Here is a 13,570-nt window from a genome sequence, read left to right on the forward strand (position 1 = left end):
GTGCTACGAGTAATTAGGCTTAAACGCATTCTAGCGGTGCAAGATTGTGAGTCGTCAGTAGTGATGAAAAGCAACAAAGCCTGCCACGAGGCAAGCTTTGTCATCGGTGAGAAAAGGAACGGTTAGCCAACTTGAGAAAGATTAACCACCTTCTGCTGTAGTTTTTCTTTTAGGTACTCCGTAAGAGCGTGTTTTTCTTCATCGTTCATGTACAAACCAAGCTTAGTACGACGCCACAAAATGTCTTCATCGGTCATCGCCATTTCATGGTTCATCAAGTAGTCGATCTCGCGTTGATATACGCCACCGGCTTGTGAAGAGAAAGCATGGCCAAGGTCGGCTGCGCTTGTTGTTCCTGCCATTAAGTCCCATGTTTGTGTACCAAACTGAGTTACGTAACGAAGGATCAGTGCTTCAGGTGCCCATCGGTATTTTGCATGGATTTGTTTTGCTAATTGCTCACGGCTACAGCTAAAGTTACCGCCTGGTAATGTTTGGTTTGCTGTCCAATCACTGCCCATTTCTGGTAAGAAAGGAGCCAGTTTTTTCATGGCGGCTTCACCGAGCTTACGATAGGTTGTCAGTTTTCCCCCAAATACAGAAAGCAGAGGCGCGTGATCGTATTCAGCATCCAGTTCTAGGGTGTAGTCTCGTGTGATCGCTTGAGGAGAGTCAGATTCATCATCACATAAAGGGCGAACCCCGCTGTATGTCCAAACCACATCTTCACGAGTTAGCTGGTGAACAAAGTGTTGGTTAACGATATCAACGAGGTAATCGACTTCATCCTCTGAAATCGCCACTTCTCGTGGATCACCATTGTATTCCAAATCTGTGGTACCGATGATAGAAAACTTATCTAAGTACGGGATCATAAATACGATGCGGTTGTCTTTGTTTTGAAGAATGTAGGCTTGCGGCTCGTTGTGGATACGAGGAACCACAATGTGCGAACCTTTGATCAAACGTATGTTACGTGGGGAAGTTTGTTCTAATCCATCATCAAAGAACTGTTTTACCCAAGGCCCAGCCGCATTTACCAACGCTTTAGCTTTGCGTTCGAAGCGTTGATCCGTCATTACGTCATGGATAGTGACATGCCAGATGCCGCCTTCACGATGAGCTTTCTCTACTCGACAGTAGTTACGTACTTCTGCATGATTTTCACGTGCAGCAAGGACATTAAGCAATACCAAACGCGCGTCATCGACCCAGCAATCTGAATATTCGAAGCCAGTTTTTATTTCAGGTTTGAGCAAACCAGACTTTGCTAAGTTAACCGTTTTACTGCCCGGCAGCGTCGTCCGTTTACCTAAATTATCGTAAAGGAATAAACCACAGCGGATCATCCAAGCTGGACGCAAGAATGGGCGATGAGGTAAACGGAAACGCATTGGCAGCGCAACGTGTGGTGCTTTACGAAGAATCACTTCACGCTCTGCTAGCGCTTCCGAAACTAAACGAAATTCGTAATGTTCAAGGTAGCGTAATCCACCATGAATAAGTTTAGAGCTTGCCGAAGACGTTGCAGATGCAAAATCGTTAGCTTCGTACAAACCGACGTTTAAACCACGTCCTGCTGCATCGGCTGCAATACCAGCCCCGTTAATGCCGCCACCGATCACGATCAAGTCTAAGGCAGTGGATGAGCTAGTTGTGGCGTCATTTTGTTGTATACTCATAAATTTGACCTCTTGGTGAGCGAACGAGCATTTTAGAACATGTTGTAATCGTAGCTTAGCTTTCGTTTGTGATCATCTATTATTTTCGTTTGTGAGTGTTTTGTGTGATTTAGGCACAAAAAAACCTCTGCCAGATTAAGACAGAGGTCATTTGAAATGCCAAAATTGAATGATTTATTTATCCGTTTTGAACGCTATCTCGTTGGCCTCTACCACCTCAAGGGGGATCGCGGCTTCTTTCAAAATCGACAGAATTTCTTCTGGGGGCTGTTTGTTGGTGAATATCATATTCAATTGCGCGATATTGCCCAATTTCACCATTGCGTTGCGTCCAAACTTAGTATGATCGACTGCAAGGAATACACTCCGGCTGTTGTCGATGATTGCTTGCTTCACTCGCACTTCGTGGTAATCAAAATCCAATAACGAACCATCGAAGTCGATACCACTGATACCGAGAATGCCAAAGTCGAGACGAAATTGTTTAACAAAATCTAACGTTGCTTCCCCAACAATGCCACCATCACGATTTCGGACTTCTCCGCCAGCCAAGATAACCTTGATCTCAGGGTTAGGGAATAGAATGGTCGCGACATTCATGTTGTTGGTGACAACACGCAGTTGTTTATGACTTTTGTTGAGCGCTCGTGCTATTGCTTCGGGTGTGGTACCGATATCAATAAATAAAGTGGCACCGTCAGGAATGTGCTTCACCACCTCGTCTGCGATGACATCTTTTTCATTGAAGTTGAGCGCTTTGCGCGTGTTGTAAGATGTGTTTTCAGAACTGAGAGGGATGGTGGCACCACCGTGATAACGACGAATCTTGTTGTCGTCGGCGAGTTCATTCAGATCGCGGCGGATGGTTTGTGGGCTGACATTGAATCTTTCTACTAACTCATCCGTGCTGACATAGCCTTGTTTTTTCACCAATTCAACAATCTGCTGGTGTCTAGGTATTTGCTTCACTTACCACTCCCTTGTGCATTGGTAACGGCCAATGCTTCAAATTCGAAGCGTTATTGTGCGCGAATTTGCGCGTTGTGAGAAGTAAAGGGCATCAGGAATCCGGGATAAAACGCAAAAAAGAGCGCTCAAATGACGCTCTTTTTTCGTATGGATGGAAAATTAATCCTCTTCGTCGTGAAGTTCAGACCAAGTTTGTGCGCACTTCACTGCACGTTTCCAGCCTTTGTAACGACGATTACGTTTCTCTTCGTCATCATGCGGCTCAAAGGTGTGCTCAATAACGGCTTTGTTTTGTAATTCGTCGATACTGTCCCAGTACCCAACGGCTAGGCCTGCAAGATATGCTGCACCTAACGCCGTCACTTCGGTGACTTGAGGACGGTGCACTTCGGTGTTCAATACATCAGATTGGAACTGCATTAAGAAGTTGTTGGCGACCGCGCCACCATCTACGCGAAGGTTTGCGAGCTTAATCCCTGAGTCCGCTTGCATCGCATCCAGTACATCACGGGTTTGGTAAGCAATGCCTTCCAATGTCGCACGGATAATGTGGTTTGAATTGACACCACGAGTTAGGCCGAGAATAGTGCCACGTGCATACGCATCCCAGTACGGCGCACCAAGGCCTGTAAAGGCAGGCACCACGTAAACGCCATTGGAGGTGTCGACTTTTGTTGCGAAGTATTCGGAGTCTTCCGCGCCTTGGAGGAGCTTAAGTTCATCACGTAGCCATTGAATCGAATGCGCCCCCCATAAATACTGCACCTTCAAGCGCGTAAGCAGGCTCACCATTTGGACCACAAGCCAGCGTGGTTAGTAGGCCGTGCGTCGAGGTCACTTTTTCTTGCCCTGTGTTCATTAATAAGAAACACCCCGTGCCGTACGTGTTCTTCGCTTGGCCTGCCTTAACACACATTTGCCCATAAAGAGCGGCTTGTTGGTCACCTGCAATACCAGAGATAGGAATACGAGTACCGCCTTTACCACCGATGTTGGTTTTTCCGTAAACCTCTGATGAGCGTTTTACTTCGGGCATCATTGAGGCTGGAATGCCCAGTTCATCTAACATTTTTTGATCCCAACAGAGGTCATTAATGTTAAATAGCATGGTACGTGAAGCGTTGGTGTAGTCGGTTACGTGCACACGGCCTTGGGTCATCTTCCAAACCAACCAAGTGTCGACCGTTCCGAATAATAGTTTACCTGCTTCAGCGTCTTCGCGTGCGCCTTCAACGTTATCTAGAATCCATTTGACTTTAGTACCTGAGAAGTACGGATCAAGCACTAAGCCTGTATTGTCACGAACGTAATTTTCTAGGCCGCGAGCTTTAAGCTCTTCGCAGATTTCAGCAGTACGACGGCATTGCCATACGATAGCGTTATAAACAGGTTTACCGGTTTCTTTATTCCAAACGATGGTGGTTTCGCGCTGGTTGGTAATGCCGATGGCCGCCAGTTGATCGCTACGAATGCCTGATTTAGCTAAAGCTTCAACAAGGGTAGAGCTTTGTGTCGCCCAGATTTCCATTGGGTCGTGCTCAACCCAACTGGCTTGTGGGTAAATCTGAGTAAATTCGCGCTGCGCGACACTTACGATGTTCGCATCATGGTCAAGAATAACGGCGCGAGAGCTTGTTGTACCTTGGTCTAGGGCAACAATATATTTTTGCTCAGTCATGGTAAGAATCCTTTTGTTTCGTTATTTATATTTTAGTAAATGTTGGGGCTACATAGGGGTTAAGCTCTCGCTTCTTCTGTTTCTTCTTCCGTTTCACATTGGTTTGGAATAGTGCAGCCGTGCCCTTGTTGTGGAAGGTAAGCGGCAATCGCTTTTGGATATAGCCACCCACCGAAACACGCACCAGCGATTGGAGCAAGCAAAGGCACGATAAAGTAAGGAATATCTTTTGCGCCTGTTAGTGCGTAATCCCAGCCAGCAAAGTAAGCAAAAAGTTTAGGTCCAAAGTCACGAGCAGGGTTCATCGCAAAGCCTGTTAATGGACCAAGTGAGCCACCAATGACAGCGATCACAATACCAATTAATAGCGGGTTCATTGCCCCACGCTCTGCACCGTTTTTCTCATCTCCTAGGGCCAAAATTGCAAACATTAGCACTGCAGTAATAACGAATTCCACAGCAAAAGCGCCAAAGAAAGAAAGTGAAGCGTGTGGATAGGTTGAGAAGATACCCGCGGTTGCCAGTGCATCTTGGCTACTACGAACGAAGTTATGCGCAATTTCGTAATCAGTAAAAAGATTGCTGTATAACCCATAGACCAATGCCGCTGAGCAGAAAGCGCCGAGCATTTGAGCAATGATATATGGCAGTACTTTTGTTTTGTCAAAACCATGGAACATCGCCAGAGCAATAGTGACCGCAGGGTTGATGTGCGCACCTGAGAGGCCGGCAGTACAGTAAATGGCGATGGCGACACCTAAGCCCCAGATAATACTGATTTCCCATTGGCCAAAAGATGCACCAGTTAAAACTAAGGCGGCGACACAGCCTACGCCGAAGAAGATAAGTAAGCCTGTACCGATAAACTCGGCCAAACATTCTCCGAGCAGAGAGGGGTGTTTGTTTGTTGTCATGTTAATAGTCCTTTGTTCATGTTGACTTGTCTAACGCAGCAATATTGTGCACATATAAACGTTTGCGAAAACAAACGAGCATAAAAAGTGAGTGTTTGAGCGTAAAGTTGTTAGTTAAATTCTTTATTTTTGTTAAATGGCGCATTTTTTAATAGAAATAGAGCACAACGGAAAGAGACCTTGGGTGATGAACTGTGCTGGCGGAAGCGCTTAAATTACCGATGTGGAAAAGAATGCACAACTGGTAAGAGGAGTTTTGTGAGGCGGCGTCATTACTGAAGAGTTATTACGCACTTTTTGTATAGAGTTTAACCCTAAATAGGCATGGGAAGCGAGGTACAACAAAGGATCGAGGGGGGGGATGAATGTTTTCAACAATACCTCAGGTGATAAAGTGTTGCTTTTGATTGCAGATAACAATGTGTTTTTTAAAAATAATAAGGACGGTTTATGTCGTTGAGCTCTCCGGCATGGTTGCTATTGTTCGTCGATCGTTTTCAAGTTTTTTTATTTCGTTTAACACTAAATGTCAGTTTTTTTTAGCCTTTTAGTTATTACTCTTTTTTCAATCATTTAGTGGTGTTAATCGCATTATTTGTCCCTAATTTTTATTCCTATTCGAGTCCTAAGTTTGTTTTGTTGCGATCGTGAATGCTCAAATTCGCTCTTTTCATCTTAAATATATAGTAACGCTTTATGAGTAAAGTTGAATCACTGTCTAATTAATGATTTATAAAGCTCTGTATTTAAAGTGATTTAATATGTGTGCAACATTTATCACAAAAATAAAATCCTAACGCCATACAATAAATTTGCTTTCGAACGAATTTTTTTGTTTCGTTCGCTCCTTTTGGGTTTCTACCATCGCATACAAAATAATGAGGTTCCTATGTTTGGAATATTCAAACCTAAGGCGCACATTGATCGCTTATCGTCAGATAGCATTGATGGTGTCTACTCCCGATTACATTGGCAGCTTTTTATCGGTATTTTTGTTGGTTATGCCGGATACTATTTAGTTCGTAAAAACTTTAGCTTGGCGATGCCTTACTTGATCGAACAAGGGTTTAGTCGTGGTGAGCTTGGGGTTGCACTTGCCGCTGTTTCAATTGCTTATGGTTTATCTAAATTTTTGATGTGACCGTTCTAATCCGCGTTACTTTTTAAGTGGCGGCTTACTGATGTCTGCATTGGTTATGTTTTGCTTTGGTTTTATGCCATGGGCGACTGGCAGTGTGACGGCAATGTTTATTCTACTTTTCTTGAATGGCTGGTTCCAAGGCATGGGATGGCCCGCTTGTGGCCGAACCATGGTGCACTGGAGCTTGCGCCGAAGAAAGCCGCAGGTACGGCTGCGGGTCTAACGGGCTTATTTGGATACTTAAGAGGGGCGGTTGCCGCTAACGCGATTCTTGGTTATACCGTAGATCACTTTGGTTGGGATGGGGGATTCATCATCTTAGTTGGCTCTTGTATTACTTCCATCGTTTGTTTGCTGTACGCGTTTTTTGGAGAGCGTGCGCACCACGAACAAAAAGAGCGTGAAAAGGAAGCGCTAGCGTAATATTTATTTAAAGAGGCAGTGGAATACTGCCTCTTGGCTTTATCAAGATCAAGGAAATAACGATGAAAACAAAGTCAGTATGTCTTACTTTTTTAGCACTTGGCCTCTCTGCCGGTGCGATTGCGAAACCGCTTGTGATTGCTCACCGTGGCGCATCTGGTTACTTACCTGAGCACACGCTGGAAGCTAAAGCGCTTGCTTACGCAATGAAACCTGATTACATCGAACAAGATGTGGTGATGACCAAAGATGACCAGTTGGTGGTTCTCCATGATCATTATTTGGATCGCGTCACCGACGTTGCTGAGCGCTTCCCTGATCGCGCGCGCAAAGATGGTCGCTATTACGCGATTGACTTTACTCTGGCAGAAATCAAATCGCTACGAGTCACGGAAGGGTTTAACATCGACGAAAAAGGCAACAAAGTAGCGGGTTATCCAACTCGATTCCCAATGTGGCAATCGGATTTTACCGTGCCGACATTTGCTGAAGAGATAGAGTTAATTCAAGGTCTTAATAAAACATTGGGTTACGACATCGGCATTTACCCAGAGATCAAGGCCCCTTGGTTCCATCGCCACGAAGGCAAAAACATCTCTAAAGCTGTACTTAAAGTCTTGAAGCAGTACGGTTACGACTCGCAAGACGACAAAGTCTACCTGCAGTGCTTTGATGCGAATGAACTGCAACGTATCAACAGTGAGCTCATGCCTGCAATGGACATGGATTTAAAGCTCGTTCAGCTTATGGCTTACACCGATTGGAACGAGACCATGGAGTACAAAGACGACAAGGCCACACCATACAGTTATGACTGGATGTTCGAAGCCGGTGGTATGAAGAAAGTGGCGAGTTACGCCGAAGGGATTGGTCCTTGGAAACCGATGCTGGTGGATGTTAAGTCAACCAAAGACAACATCATCATTAAGCCTCTGATGAAGGCAGCAAAAGACGCTGGCTTACAGGTTCATCCATACACGTTTCGTGCCGATCCAGGACGCATTCCAGCGTATACGGATAGCTTTGATGGCATGATGGATGTTTTCTATAACCAAGTGAAAGTCGATGGGTTGTTTACTGACTTCCCAGACAAAGCAGTGAGTTTTTTAAATCAGTAATCAGTAATCAGTACGTCAGGCATTCTGCTTTAAGCTAAAAAATCCCCCAACAGTTTCCTATTGGGGGATTTTTAACACTGATACTACAGCTTAGTTGTTTTTATGCAGTTCGCTGTTCAGTTCAACCGCGCTCTTATTTGCAAGACACTCGATTTGACCCGTTACAGAGTTACGACGGAACAGGAGATCAGACACGCCTGCAAGGTCGCGCGCTTTTACGATTTCTACTTCATTGCCTTCAGAATCTAGCATGCGTACTTTAGAGCCAGCTGTCACGTATAGGCCCGATTCGATAGTACAACGGTCACCCATTGGGAAGCCTAGACCTGCGTTTGCGCCAAGGAGTGAGTTTTCACCGATAGAAACCACCACTTTACCGCCGCCAGATAGCGTACCCATGATAGATGCGCCACCGCCGATATCTGAACCGTTACCAACCACTACGCCAGCAGAGATACGACCTTCAACCATGCTCACGCCAGTTGTACCTGCGTTGAAGTTGATGAAGCCTTCGTGCATAACGGTTGTGCCTTCGCCCACGTGCGCGCCAAGACGTACGCGAGACGTGTCTGCAATACGAACGCCTGCAGGAACCACGTAGTCCACCATTTTAGGGAACTTGTCGACGCAATCAACGCTTAGCGTACGGCCAGCTAGGCGCGCTTCGATTTGACGCTCTGCTAGTTCAGGGAGGTCGATTGGACCTTCGTTTGTCCATGCGATGTTGTGCAGCAGGCCGAAAATGCCATCCAGTACTGTGCCATGCGGCTTAACTAGACGGTTAGAGATAAGTTGAAGTTTTAAGAAGCCTTCAGCAACAGATTGTGGCTGTTCATCCGTAGCGAGGATAACCAGTACAAGCGGTTGTGCTGATTCTGCTGCTTTCGCGGCGAAAGATGCGTTTGCTGCATCGCCGTTTGCTTCGAATGCTGTTGCAAGTTCTGCGCTTTGTGCTGCAGGACATCTCAATAACTTGGTTGCCTTGTTCATAACCAACCACTGCTGCTAGTGCGTTGACTAGTGCTTCGCTTGGGTTAAGAGCGGGGTTTGGGAAAAACGCTTCAATGATTTTGCCATCGCGGTTTTTAGTCGCTGTACCATAGGCTAGAGAAAAGAAAGCCATAGTTGTTCTCCATCTGTTGAGTCTGTGTCTCGTCTATTTGCTGACAAGAAATTATTTAGTTGTGAGTCATCATAAAGAGAGTGCTGGGGAGTTTAAAGAGGGGAGTTAGAGAAAGTCCGTAGATGGATATCGTTTGTCTTTTGGGAGATGCATCTGTCTGATGAGAAATATTTTCTAAGGGAGGGAAATCAGCATGATGCGAACGATGTTGTCGTAGTTGACGAAGCCTGACAGCGCTTTAATCTTTACTGGTTTTAGTTTGAAAGTACGCGCAAAAAGACATCGCTGTACTTTTTCCATGCTTCACATGGATTAAATTAGCAGCCTATTTTTTAGGCTGCTTTATTATTCTTATTTCTTCTTTCGTGGTAACCAGAGAGCCAGCGTTAAACTTAGCACCACCCAAAGGTACAATGGCCAGGAGCCAAAGGATCGGTAGGGCGTTTGTCCATCTGTTGGCGTCAGCTCTGCACGCAAAACGGCAGTCTCGAACTGAGGGATTTGTTCGATGATTCTACCTCTGTGGTCCGTCACTGCCGTTAAGCCATTGTTGGTCGAGCGGATCAGTGGTTTTCCTAGCTCTAATGCACGCATACGTGCGATTTCCATATGCTGAAGTGGGCCGATAGAGTGACCAAACCAGGCATCATTAGACAGAGTCAGAATGAAGTCTGTGTTGTTAGTAACATTCTGGCGTACTTGCTCGTTAAAAATAATTTCGTAACACAACGCCGGGTTCATGTGCTTACCGTTTGCTACGGTGTTTGGTTGGACAAAGTCCCCACGGCTAAACGATGACATCGGCAAATTGAAGAATGGTGCCAGTGGGCGCAATACGTCTTCAAAAGGGACAAACTCACCAAATGGCAGTAGATGGTGTTTGTGATAACGTTCGCTCATATCAAAGTTGTAATCGCCGTATGGTGTGACACCAAGCGACAGAATGCTGTTATAGAACTGGCCATTTTCATCTTGGTTGACCACGCCAGTGATAATCGCGCTATTGTTCATTTTCGCAGCCGCGTCAATGTTTTTCAGGAATGACGGCACTTCGATTTCAAACGCTGGAATCGCGGCTTCAGGCCATACGATGATGTCAGCATCCCAATTCTCACGCGTGAGATCGGCATACTTCATGATGGTCGGCCAGCGTTGGCTCGGTAACCATTTTAAACTTTGATCTACGTTGCCTTGAATAAGCGCTACTTTTGTTGTGTCTTCTGAGCGTGGAGTCACCCAGTCGTAATGGCGAATACCAAAGCCAGTGCTTAAGAAGACGGCAGGAATAAGAATCATCAACCACTGCTTGTGAATCCAAGCATAAGCTAATGCACCAGCACTGATAAGAATCAACAGCGTAAGTAGTTCTACACCGCCAATAGGCGCAAAACTTGAGAAAGGGGCATCGATTTGACTGTACCCCAGCCAGAGCCAAGGAAAGCCCGTCATCACCCATCCTCGCAACCAATCACTGATTAACCATAGCGCTGGAGCTGCAAGTAGTGCTTTCGTCAGAGTGAATTGAGGAAAGAGTTTGTTGTTGAGCCAAGCAAACAAGCCTGAATAAACCGCCAAGTAGGCAACAAGCAAGCCCATTAAAAATAAATTGGCAATCAGCGGCATTCCGCCAAAGCCAGAGATGCTGATGTAAACCCAGCTAATGCCCGTTGCAAACTGACCTAAACCCCAGGCATAGCCAATCCCAAGTGCACGTTTAGAGGATTGATTTGCGAGCAGGATAAGTAAGAGAGCCGGGCTTAGAATGGCAATAGGCCACAGCTGATAAGGAGCAAATGCTAGGGTAGTCGAGGCGCCAACAAAAGCGGCCGCTAAGGGCCGCTTGAGGCGATGAAAGAGTTCATTCATCATTATATTTTCTGATATTCCCGTAGGGGATCGCGTTACTCTTGAGTGATCTCAACCATGGACTCTTCGTCTGGAATCGTCACTTGAAGTTGAATGACACGACGGTTATCGGCAGCGGTGACTTTGAAGTTATAGTTTTCAATCTCAACCAGTTCACCACGAGAAGGTAGATGACCAAAGGCAGTCATGACCATGCCGCCAACGGTATCCACTTCTTCATCGCTGAAGTTGGTGCCGAATGTCTCATTAAACTCTTCAATGGTTGTTAGAGCTCTGACAGCATACGTGTGCTTACTCAGCTTACGAATGTCAGTCTCTTCGCTTTCATCGAATTCGTCTTCGATATCCCCGACGATTTCTTCAAGGATATCTTCAATGGTCACGAGACCAGAGACACCACCGAATTCATCAACAACAATTGCCATATGATAGCGTTCTTCACGGAATTCTTTGAGCAGGCGGTCAACACGTTTGCTTTCCGGTACCACGACTGCTGGTCGAATTACTGCTTCAATATCAAATGGGTTACTGTCCGAGCCTAAGTATTTAAGTAAGTCCTTCGCTAGGAGAATGCCTTCCACATGGTCTTTGTCTTCGCTGATCACAGGGTAGCGAGAGTGTTGAGCATCGGTAATTAACGCGACCAGTGTATCTAGATCGTGAGTACGCTCAACCGTAACCATTTGCGAACGCGGGATCATAATATCACGCACACGCATCTCGGCGATTTCCATAACACCCTCAAGCATATCGCGGGTGTCATGATCAATCAGGTCATTGATTTCTGAGTCGCGGATAACATCCACAAGCTCCTGGCGGTCTTTTGGTTCGCCCTGAAATAGTTGACCTAGACGTTCAAAGAAGGACTTTCTACTCGGACCTTCTGCCTTTTCTTTCTTACCTTCGTTAGAAGAGGGAGAATTATCTTCGTTCATTGTTTCTCAATTAAGTAACGCTATCAGAAGTGTGATAGCTCACATCGAGAGGCGAACACGAGAGTAATCTAGGTGGTTCGCCTTTCCTTATCGAGTGCCCAAGGGCTACTCTTTTTCAGCAATGTAAGGGTCTTCATAACCCATACCCTGCATGATTTCTGTTTCGAGGGACTCCATCTCTTGGGCTTCGTCATCCTCAATATGATCATAACCTAGCAGATGCAAGCTGCCATGTACAACCATATGCGCCCAATGTGCTAGCAGAGGCTTGCTTTGCTCAATTGCCTCTTTTTCAACGACTTGGCGGCAAATGACTAAGTCACCAAGGAGGTCTATTTCCATGCCCGGTGGGGCTTCAAATGGAAAAGACAGCACATTGGTGGGTTTATCTTTGCCTCGATATTCGTGGTTGAGTGTGTGGCTTTCATGCTCATCCACAATTCGAATCGTGAGTTCTGCTTGTGGCTGAAAAAGAGGAATGGTCTTATCGAGCCACAATTGCAAATCTTGTTTTGAAGGTAATCCTTCTTCGCTTTCGACTGCCAGTTGTAAATCAAGTTCAATCGCCATGATTATTCCTTAGTTGACGCAACTTGGGAGCTCAGTTCTGCTTTTGCTGTTTCTAGCAATTTGGCGTCACGCTCTTCACGACGGCGTTTTTCGAATTCTTTACGTTCTTTTTGGTCTTGCGCTTCCCACTTCTCATAAGCATTAACAATACGAGCCACAACTGGGTGACGTACCACATCGTCAGCTTGGAAGAAGTTAAAGCTTATGTCGTCAACCTCGCTCAATACTTCGATCGCATGGCGTAGACCAGACTTTGCACCGCGTGGTAAGTCTATCTGAGTTACGTCACCAGTGATGACGGCGCGTGAGTTAAAGCCAATACGTGTCAGGAACATTTTCATTTGCTCGACCGTCGTATTTTGGCTCTCATCGAGAATGATAAAGGCATCGTTTAATGTACGACCACGCATGTATGCCAGAGGTGCTACTTCAATCACGTTACGTTCGATCAACTTCTCAACACGTTCAAAGCCCAGCATTTCAAACAGAGCATCGTACAACGGGCGTAAATATGGGTCGACTTTCTGGCTTAAATCACCAGGTAGAAAGCCCAATTTCTCCCCAGCTTCAACCGCAGGGCGAGTCAATAGAATACGACGAATTTCTTGACGCTCTAATGCGTCAACCGCTGCCGCAACGGCGAGGTAAGTCTTACCGGTACCCGCTGGGCCAATACCAAAAGAGACATCGTGCGTGACCATGTTGACCAAGTATTGAGCTTGGTTTGGCGTGCGCGGTTTAATCACCCCTTTCTTGGTTTTGACGAAAACTTCTTTACCATGTTCAAAGTTGGACTCAGTGTTTTGTTCCAGAATGCCTGATTCTTTAATCGCTAAGTGGATCTGTTCAGGTTCGATATCTGGGAGCTCACCTCGGACAGGGGCGGTATCAACATAAAGAGTTTTTAGGATATCCAGCGCAGCTGCTGCGGTATGAGGTTTGCCCACAATGGTAAAATGGTCACTGCGGTGGTTGATTTCAACGCCTAGACGACGTTCTAAATGCTTGATGTTGTCATCGAATGGACCGCACAGGCTAGCAAGTCGGCGGTTATCTGAAGGTTCTAGGTTGATTTCTAAAGTTACGATTTTATTGCTCAATGTTGCCTCTCATTTTATGCCACTTAGTGAAAGCCTGATAACGACCAGGCT

Annotated in this window: 8 protein-coding genes and 3 pseudogenes; 2 read left to right on the top strand and 9 right to left on the bottom strand. The window is 45.8% G+C overall.

Features of this window, described 5'->3' with window-relative positions:
• Positions 1-122: 122 nt before the first annotated feature.
• The 4 genes and pseudogenes from glpD to AC3D28_RS01075 form a co-directional block, all read right to left on the bottom strand.
• Positions 123-1,682 carry a glycerol-3-phosphate dehydrogenase gene (glpD, locus tag AC3D28_RS01060; protein ID WP_488535276.1) on the bottom strand — a complete coding sequence of 520 codons (1,560 nt, stop codon included), beginning with the start codon at positions 1,680-1,682 and terminating at the stop codon, positions 123-125.
• A 174-nt stretch (positions 1,683-1,856) separates the two neighbouring features.
• On the bottom strand, positions 1,857-2,651 hold the full coding sequence (locus AC3D28_RS01065) for a DeoR/GlpR family transcriptional regulator (RefSeq protein WP_488535277.1): 795 nt from the start codon (positions 2,649-2,651) through the stop codon (positions 1,857-1,859).
• A gap of 159 nt (positions 2,652-2,810) precedes the next feature.
• A pseudogene (gene glpK / locus AC3D28_RS01070) lies at positions 2,811-4,329 on the bottom strand (glycerol kinase GlpK).
• Between the two features lie 59 nt (positions 4,330-4,388).
• On the bottom strand, positions 4,389-5,243 hold the full coding sequence (locus AC3D28_RS01075) for an MIP/aquaporin family protein (protein WP_488535278.1): 855 nt from the start codon (positions 5,241-5,243) through the stop codon (positions 4,389-4,391).
• An 889-nt stretch (positions 5,244-6,132) separates the two neighbouring features.
• Here AC3D28_RS01075 and AC3D28_RS01080 point away from each other — a divergent pair.
• Positions 6,133-6,807, top strand: a pseudogene (locus tag AC3D28_RS01080) (MFS transporter).
• Between the two features lie 62 nt (positions 6,808-6,869).
• Positions 6,870-7,925 carry a glycerophosphodiester phosphodiesterase gene (glpQ, locus tag AC3D28_RS01085; RefSeq protein ID WP_488535279.1) on the top strand — a complete coding sequence of 352 codons (1,056 nt, stop codon included), beginning with the start codon at positions 6,870-6,872 and terminating at the stop codon, positions 7,923-7,925.
• A gap of 90 nt (positions 7,926-8,015) precedes the next feature.
• On the opposite strand, the pseudogene dapD reads toward glpQ, so the two are convergent.
• The 5 genes and pseudogenes from dapD to AC3D28_RS01110 all read right to left on the bottom strand — a co-directional run bounded on the left by dapD (position 8,016) and on the right by AC3D28_RS01110 (position 13,519).
• A pseudogene (gene dapD, locus AC3D28_RS01090) lies at positions 8,016-9,048 on the bottom strand (2,3,4,5-tetrahydropyridine-2,6-dicarboxylate N-succinyltransferase).
• Between the two features lie 351 nt (positions 9,049-9,399).
• The gene (gene lnt / locus AC3D28_RS01095; protein WP_488535280.1) at positions 9,400-10,917 is read right to left on the bottom strand and encodes an apolipoprotein N-acyltransferase; all 1,518 of its coding nucleotides are present in this window, start codon (positions 10,915-10,917) and stop codon (positions 9,400-9,402) included.
• A 32-nt stretch (positions 10,918-10,949) separates the two neighbouring features.
• Positions 10,950-11,849: a CNNM family magnesium/cobalt transport protein CorC gene (gene corC, locus AC3D28_RS01100; protein WP_098416269.1), complete on the bottom strand. Its 900-nt coding sequence runs from the start codon at positions 11,847-11,849 to the stop codon at positions 10,950-10,952.
• 105 nt (positions 11,850-11,954) lie between these two features.
• A complete protein-coding gene (gene ybeY / locus AC3D28_RS01105) occupies positions 11,955-12,419 on the bottom strand; it encodes an rRNA maturation RNase YbeY (protein WP_098416268.1) in 465 nt (154 codons plus the stop codon).
• A gap of 2 nt (positions 12,420-12,421) precedes the next feature.
• Entirely contained in the window at positions 12,422-13,519 is a 1,098-nt protein-coding gene (locus AC3D28_RS01110; RefSeq protein ID WP_098416267.1) for a PhoH family protein, read from the bottom strand.
• Positions 13,520-13,570: the final 51 nt, after the last annotated feature.

Source organism: Vibrio sp. TAP-3B (genome assembly GCF_057784735.1).

What these genes read in the sequence shown, in the direction of transcription:
- glpD (WP_488535276.1), bottom strand. Translation starts at nt 1,682, where the DNA reads ATGAGTATACAACAAAATGACGCCACAACTAGCTCATCCACTGCCTTA.
- AC3D28_RS01075 (WP_488535278.1), bottom strand. Translation starts at nt 5,243, where the DNA reads ATGACAACAAACAAACACCCCTCTCTGCTCGGAGAATGTTTGGCCGAG.
- glpQ (WP_488535279.1), top strand. Translation starts at nt 6,870, where the DNA reads ATGAAAACAAAGTCAGTATGTCTTACTTTTTTAGCACTTGGCCTCTCT.
- lnt (WP_488535280.1), bottom strand. Translation starts at nt 10,917, where the DNA reads ATGATGAATGAACTCTTTCATCGCCTCAAGCGGCCCTTAGCGGCCGCT.
- corC (WP_098416269.1), bottom strand. Translation starts at nt 11,849, where the DNA reads ATGAACGAAGATAATTCTCCCTCTTCTAACGAAGGTAAGAAAGAAAAG.
- ybeY (WP_098416268.1), bottom strand. Translation starts at nt 12,419, where the DNA reads ATGGCGATTGAACTTGATTTACAACTGGCAGTCGAAAGCGAAGAAGGA.